This is a genomic window from Magnetococcales bacterium (assembly GCA_015231925.1).
GTDB lineage: Bacteria > Pseudomonadota > Magnetococcia > Magnetococcales > JADGAQ01 > JADGAQ01.
The window spans coordinates 1-7,272 of record JADGAQ010000202.1 but is presented as its reverse complement, the minus strand read 5'-3'; the positions used below and the strand labels follow the sequence as shown (position 1 = coordinate 7,272).

Here is a 7,272-nt window from a genome sequence, read left to right as displayed (position 1 = left end):
GGAGGGGGGCCGTCAGTACTGGGACCGCACCAACCGGAGGCCGTTGTTCGAGAAATTCCCGAATGGACGCCGATTGTACAGCCGTAAGAAGATTGGCGGCCCCATCCGCCCAAACCGCCACCGGCCACTCTCGGCGGATGGGTGCGCCCAGCGCGTTCATGGTGTTGGCCAGATCAACCCGGACGATCTGGCGGTCTTTTTCCTGGTCCTCCTGGGAGAGGTCATCGAATGGAACCAAATTGTGGTGCAGCCGGTTTTGGTCTTGGCGCTGAGGAGCATATTTCCAGTTGTTCAGCCAGCGATTGGCGCACCATCGGTGATGTTCGGCCCGACCTACCTCATCCACCTCTTGTTCGGTGAATCTCTGTTCATTCGGCGACAGGCCCGGAACCGAGCGACAGTGGAGATCGCGCAGTTTGATGGCTAGATGGTCGGCCACCAGCCGGTTGTCCTCCTTGAACACTTCCGGCAACTCTTCCCAGGGAACCACGGCGGGTCGGCTGCCCGACGGCTCCCCTCGTTCAAGACACTCCTGATAATAACGCTGATGGAGCAACCGCGCCACTTGGTCCACCTCTTCCAGCAACAGCATCTCATGGGAGAAAATCTCGTCCAGGAACCCAAAGGGACGGATCATGCCCCCGCCCTGGAGATTTTCCTGGTCGGTATCCAGCATTTCTCGGAGCAGACCGGGTTGTTCCAGTCGCACGCTGATGGGGGGGATAAACTGAAGCATCCGACGCAGAATCCGTTCCACCTGAATGGCGGCGCTGACTGAAGAAGCCGCGTTGCCAAGGCAGACGTAGATAGCGATAGGCGAATGGGCGACCACCATCTCCTCCAATAATCGCGTCATTCCGGATTCGCTTTGGACATCCAAACGATGGAACGTCACTTGGCCAACCAGTCCTGCTTGCGGATAGTGGTCGAAGAACTCAGTCTCGGCATCGGCTCTGCGATCCACGAATGTGATATCCGGTGGATGGCCATGACGAAAGTGGGCCAGCCGTAGAAAGAGCAATCCGATCTCCCGTCCCCATTCTCCCGCTCCCAGAATCAGGATATGGTTGCGGGAGGGATCGTTCAGGCTGCGAAAGCGGTCGGGAGGAGCGGCCTTGAAGAGTAGGCGGGCCGACGCCTTGGCCAGTGAGAAGAGCCGCAGCGATCGTTTTCCAGATGGCGACCGGATCCCGAGATCCCGTTCGAGAGAGCGGCGCAAGGCGTCATCGGCCAAGTGGGCGCTCAGGGATAATGCCCTGAGCGAAGGTCTTTTCTGGAGAAATTTATCCGCCTGCAGGGTAGCCTGGAAGCTCTCCTGGTCGTCATCGGCCACGGCGATCATGGCCTTGGCGTTGGCCAGTCCGGCGCTGATCCAGAGTTGTTCTCCATCCTGGCGAGGGGAAATCACCCCTACGCCGGGTTGTATCCAGGGCTGGAAAGGAGGCTGACTGACTAGAATTACAGGCGACTTACGACTTAGCTGATCGCGCAACACAGCCGCTCCCATTCGTCCCGTTCCCCACAAGACGATATGACCCCCTTGGCGCTGAATTCTCCACACCCGTAACGGATTTTGCAACCACCAATAACCAGAAATGCTGATGATCCCAAGACCGAGCAAGGTCAAGGTTTGGCGGGCAATATGTAGCAGCAGGGCGACGTCCTCGCCCACCGATACCTCCCAAGGCATCAAAACCAGACGCCATGCTTGGGTCATCATATCGAGACGATGCTGCGCCTCGTCGCCCCAGGGTGGGGGCGGCAGGAGTAGCCAGTAGCCGAGCATGGCCAGGAGCCAACCGGTCAGCAGCAGGATCAGACCAACCAAGGCCAGGGGAAGGATCGGGAAGCGGTTGGTCGATAGGGCGGTGTTTTTGGTGGGCATGGATCACTCCTTAGGAAAGCCAAGCTCTCCCGTGGCCGGGCCGAGATGGATGCAAGCGAGGCTTTGCAGAAAATTCCCCTCACCTGTATCTATCGCCCGGCCTCTTGCCGGGCCATCTGGAGGAAGTCCACGATGCCCTGTCTGCTGGCAAGCCGAGCTTCCGTAGCCGGGAGGGTGATCCCGATGGAAGATGGCATGTTACGGATAGCCATCCTCCGGCGGGATGGTCGAAGTGGTCGCCGATCCAGGAATCCGGGTTGGCGACCCGGTGATGGTCAGGAAGAGGCCGGCGGAATCGCTCCGTTCCTACCATCCCCTTGGTCCGTTCCAAAAACAGCTCCTCCGGGACCCCCGGGTTTGCAAGTTGAGTCCACGGTCGTCTAGCTCGACCCGAGAAGGGAATCACGTAAAACACAAACATTATTGCAAGATCTAACGGTGGTTGCCGATAATAGGGTTGGTGAGAAGCGGTCCCCGGCGGCCTTCGAACCTGCTCAGGCCTACCAGACGCCAGGGATCCTTTTTCTTCGTCCGGTGACCCGCACCGGCGCGGGATGACGGCTTGGACAAACCTTGTGCACGGAGGGACGATCCGTGAACCGGCCCTATCTGGCGAATGGGTTGTACTGGCAAGGCGGAAGCCCAGATTGTTGTTGCGATTGCCCGGATCGTTGTTGTTGCGATTGGCGGAGCGGACGTTGGCCGGGTTGTTGTTCCAGCTGCCGCCCCGATTGACCCGGTTGGAGCCTTTTGGGCCGTCATCCCAGATCCACCACTGCCGAAAAGAGTTGGCGACGCAAGGCCAGGGTATCAGCGTGGACCATGTGACCAATCATGCTGCCGATGGAGAGGGAAAGCAACCTTTCATGGATCTCGCCCTTCTGAAAGGCTCGCGTTCTGGCGGCAAGGTTATGCCGGAAACGAGCCATCCCCCGGTGCGGCAAGCGGATGGTGGCAGGGAACAACTGGAAGCCCAGAAAAGGAATGCCTTCACTGGTAGGCGTCAGGAGGGTGGCGGTTTCCTTTAGTTCCAGAGCTAGGTGATCGGCCAGGAATTGCCGGACGGTCTCATGCATCCCGTGCAGAAAGGATCGGCTCTCTCCAAAGCAGAGAAAATCGTCCATGTAGCGGAGGTAGCTCGGTATCCCCATCCGCTCCTTGAGGAAGTGGTCCAGTTCGCCCAGGTAGAGGTTGGCGAAGTGCTGGCTGGTCAGATTGCCGATAGGGATGCCCTTGCCGGTGGCATGGCCGGGCACGGGGTGGGCGATGATGCGGGCCAGCAAGTCGAGTACCAGAGGGTCTTTGATGATGCGGGCCAGCAGGGTGTTGAGAATAGCGTGGTCCACGCTCTGGAAATATTTCCGGACGTCGCACTTGAGAAAAAAGGGGTGACGTCTAGCAAAGGTCTGTGCCCGCTGCACGGCGGCGTGGGCGCCCTTGCCCAATCGACAGGCGTAGGTGTCGAAGATCAGCCGACGCTCGAAAAGAGGTTCCAGGATCTGGATGATGGCGTGATGCACCACCCGGTCGCGAAAGTCGGCGGCAGCGATCTCCCGGCGTTTGGGATCGGTCACGGTAAAGACGTGGTAGGGTCTAGGCTGGTATCGGCCGGAGATCAGTTCGTGTTGGAGGAGCAGGAGTTCCGGTTCCAGGTTGAAGTAGAAATCGGCAATGCGCACTTTGTCCTTTTTCCCTCTCCATGCCTTGTGGGCGGCTTGCCAGAGGTTGGCAAAGGAGACGATGGCGTCGAAAAGATGGCCAGTTCGGCGACCGGCGCGGCCAGGGGAAATGAGAGGCGATGCGTTGATGATGGCGGTTTCAGCCACGGGAGAGTTCCCGGTCTAAATCCTGGGAATCCATCTGGAAGGAGTCGATATCCATTCTGCTCAGGGCAAGCAAAAAATCGATCCGGTCCAGCCCAGCAAAGCGGGCGGTGATTTTTTGGGAGATGCGGCCCTGGCTGCACCAAGTGGCCGCCGCAGTCAGGCCTATTCCCCGAATCAGATCGTCTAGAGTGCGCCACAAAGCAGAGGAGACCGTTTCCAGAAGGTCGATCGTGAGTGTTGTCATCTTATGGCTCTCCAGTCTTATGATGAGCTTGTTGCTTCATCCATCCCCCCAGCATGCGTCCGGTTTCGTTCACGCCTCGAATGGCGAACTCAAAGGCGTCGTGGGAGAGAAACTGCTCCTGGTGACAAAGACGCAGGAGTACTCGGATTTTTTCCAGGCGCAGGTTGGCTCGTTTAAGGATCTCCAGTTTGTCTCTACTATAGCGAGCTTCCACCAGATCTTCTACTACATCAAGAGCGAGGGTGTCGATGCGGTTGGCGAAGGTGAAGCGGACTCGACGGGGGAATTTCTCGGTGGCGGGGAGCAGCCACTTGAGGAATTCCATCCACTTGACAAAAACCGGCAGGTCTTCATATGGATTCATTATTAGGGCTTTCAAAAGGCGGCATAATTTTCTCCTCTTCTGCGGAAAGTTCCGTGCCAACCTTCTTACTCAGGATGGCAAGGATCTCCTGGCCGTATTTTTTCAGTCGACCCTGGCCGAAGCCGTCCACCTTGGCCAGAGCGGTCATACTAGTGGGGCGGGTGTGGGCAATGTCGGCCAACTGTTTGTTGGTACAAACGAAGTAGGTGGGGACACCCTCTTCTCTGGCCTTGTGAGAGCGCCACTCCCGCAGGGTGTTGAACAGGGGAATATCCGTTTCCTGCAACACCTTGCGCCAATTTTCATCCCGTTCATTCGCATGATTCTTTCCGGTTAGCACGGGATGTTCGTTGCCGCCGATATGGTTATAGACGATGATCAAGGTCAGATAGGGCATACCCTGATAAGCAAAGGCGTGGTCCTGGATAGATTGCACCTCCTTGTCCGCCAGGAACTGGCGCACTTCGACATCATCGAAGGATCCGGATAATTTATTGAATTTTAACGTAAAAATTTTGACATTCACCGGAATTGACCACCTCAAAAAAATTTCGCGACCAAGGCTTCGCCCTTGGAACCCACCAGGGGAGCCCCCCTGGACCCCCTCCCAGTCGGCTTGCCGCTCCGCTCCACCGGATTGGCTGGCTCGCTGAACATCGCTCGCTGGCCAACCCGGTTCCGCTCCTCGTCAAGCCTCTTACAGCCAGGAAAAGGCGGTAAAAGGGTAAAAGGATTAAAGCGTCAAGGGTCAGTCCTGGCAAGGCGGAAGCCCAGAGCGTCGTAGCGATCGCCCGGACCGTTGTCGAAGCGAAAGGCGGAGCGGACGTTGGCCGGGTTGCGGCCCCAGCCACCGCCCCGATTGACCCGGTAGGAGCCAATATCCTCCGCCTTGGCACAATTCTTCTCCGATCCGTCGTATTCCTTGGCATAGGCCGAGCATGTCCATTCCCACACATTTCCCAGCGTGTCGTGCAAACCAAAGCCATTCGGCTTGAAACTCCCAACAGGGGCCGTGGTGATGTGCCCATCACTGCACTCGAACCAGGAACCGGCGGCTTTGCCCTGCTTGGCTTTCAGGTCCAGATCCAGAACATTGGCATATTGGCATGCTTCTTTCTCTCCATCCCCCCAATACCTCGAAAAGTCCGCGCCACCCCGCGCCGCATATTCCCACTCCGCTTCACTCGGCAAACGGTATCGGTGCTGGCCAAACCAGCTCATATACTTCGCAAAATCCATTGCCTCAAACCAACTCACCATCTCAACGGGCTTTTTGTCACTCTTAAATGAGGAGGGATTCCCGTGCATCACCTGTTCCCACTCCCATTGCGTCACCTCATATTTGCCTAAACTAAACCCTTTCACGCAAACCTCGTGCTGCTTTTCATCATCACCACGATCCAACTCGGTTTCCGGACTGCCCATCTGATAACAACCCTTGGGAATTGATGCAAATGCCATCTCCTTCTCCACCTCCTGTACCCCAAGGTAGGTTTTCACCCCCCAGAACACCCCATATCCCACCGGAAGGGATAAAATCAGCAAAAAACCCGCGAAGCTCTGCTTCCGACGTCGCCACTTATGCGCCGAAACCGACGCCTTCACATAATCAACAATCCCAGGCTCCAGTTCGCCATTGGACCAACGCTTCAGCAGGCCACGACCTTCCTGCAATGGTAATCCAGACGGCAACAATAGGCTCTTCCGGTCTTTCTTATCCGCCAAACGCCATCGCTCCGCCGATTGTTCCAACCGTCCACGTAACTGCAAATCACGATAATCCTGCTCTATTTGTTGCGCTGCCCTCGGCCAATGGTTCAACAACGCTTCATGCACCACACGAACCTGCGCACCCGCGCCATCCCCATCCGCTACCAACAAACGCGCTTTCGGCGATAAAAACGCATCCACCACCCTCCGCAAAGCGGTCCCATCCTCAAACTGAACCAACGAAACTGTCCGCGCCGTCGCTTTCCCTCCCTCCATATGTCCAACCGTCACCAATTGGCGCATCACACCAGCAAAGGAGCCTTGATCCTCCTTTCTCAGTTCCCCAAACACCTCTTCCGCTTTCCGGCCCAGCGATCCTTCCAATCTTCCCATCTCTTCATAGGCCGCATGGGTCAACAACCCTTTCTCCGTCCGGTGATTCCATAACTCTTCCAGGGTGAACGATGCCAATGGCAATGACGCTCCATCACGGGAAGCCGCCTCTTGCAGCAAATCGTCCAACCCAATCCCGGATTTTGCATCCTTCTCGTACCGCAATCCCGCTTCCCGCGCTGGTTGCCGAATGATCTGGCCAATGGCGGATGGCGCAGGCGGGTAGAGCAGATAGCGGCCCTTTTCCTCGCTTAATTGACCCAATTCCGGCAACGTGGCCAACCGATCAAAAAAGTCGCTCCGCATGGTGGCGATCACCCATACCAGCCCGCTTTCCGCCAAGGCTTTCAACACCTTCACGAAATCTTCACGCTCCGGCTGATCCAGCTTTACCTGGGTAAACAACTCTTCCAGTTGATCCACAATCAATAAAAGACGGGCCTGGGCGTCGTTACTCTTGATCAGCTTCGCTTCCTCGCCAGCACGGGCAAGACCTTGGCGAATAGGCAAAACAACCTGCTCTGGCGCAGCCCGCAATAGTTTGGTCAACGTCTCCTGATCGTATTGGAGCAAGGTCAATTCCGGCAGCGCATTCGAAGACAAAAAACCCTTGGCCAGCACCGCATTCAGATCCTCGTCATCCGTGGGCCGTACAATGGCGTGCCTCACCAATCCAACCTTTTCCATCATCCCGGGAATCTTCAAGTCCGCCAGCAAGCCCGCTTTCACCAACGATGACTTGCCGCTGCCGCTCGCCCCAAACACCAGCAAAAAAGCGCATCCACGAGCGGCCTGGGCCGCCAGGGCGTCCCTCAACTCCAACCTCTCCTTGGTCCGGCCAAAAAAAATC

At 57.1% G+C, this 7,272-nt stretch carries 7 protein-coding genes; all 7 read right to left on the bottom strand.

What is annotated here, in order from left to right; all coding sequences use genetic code 11:
• A partial coding sequence (locus HQL56_16815) for an NAD-binding protein (GenBank protein MBF0311179.1) occupies positions 1-1,885 on the bottom strand: 1,885 nt, incomplete at its 3' end.
• Between the two features lie 79 nt (positions 1,886-1,964).
• Complete coding sequence (locus HQL56_16810) at positions 1,965-2,717, bottom strand: SUMF1/EgtB/PvdO family nonheme iron enzyme (protein MBF0311178.1); 753 nt, start codon at positions 2,715-2,717, stop codon at positions 1,965-1,967.
• A complete protein-coding gene (locus HQL56_16805) occupies positions 2,644-3,675 on the bottom strand; it encodes an RNA-dependent DNA polymerase (protein ID MBF0311177.1) in 1,032 nt (343 codons plus the stop codon). The genes HQL56_16810 and HQL56_16805 overlap by 74 nt, the downstream gene beginning before the upstream one ends.
• Positions 3,676-3,703: 28 nt before the next feature.
• Complete coding sequence (locus HQL56_16800; GenBank protein ID MBF0311176.1) at positions 3,704-3,955, bottom strand: UPF0175 family protein; 252 nt, start codon at positions 3,953-3,955, stop codon at positions 3,704-3,706.
• Position 3,956: 1 nt separating this feature from the next.
• A complete protein-coding gene (gene avd / locus HQL56_16795) occupies positions 3,957-4,319 on the bottom strand; it encodes a diversity-generating retroelement protein Avd (GenBank protein MBF0311175.1) in 363 nt (120 codons plus the stop codon).
• Positions 4,306-4,845 carry an HRDC domain-containing protein gene (locus HQL56_16790; GenBank protein MBF0311174.1) on the bottom strand — a complete coding sequence of 180 codons (540 nt, stop codon included), beginning with the start codon at positions 4,843-4,845 and terminating at the stop codon, positions 4,306-4,308. The genes avd and HQL56_16790 overlap by 14 nt, the downstream gene beginning before the upstream one ends.
• A 215-nt stretch (positions 4,846-5,060) precedes the next feature.
• The gene (locus HQL56_16785; protein MBF0311173.1) at positions 5,061-7,238 is read right to left on the bottom strand and encodes an SUMF1/EgtB/PvdO family nonheme iron enzyme; all 2,178 of its coding nucleotides are present in this window, start codon (positions 7,236-7,238) and stop codon (positions 5,061-5,063) included.
• Positions 7,239-7,272 lie beyond the last annotated feature (34 nt).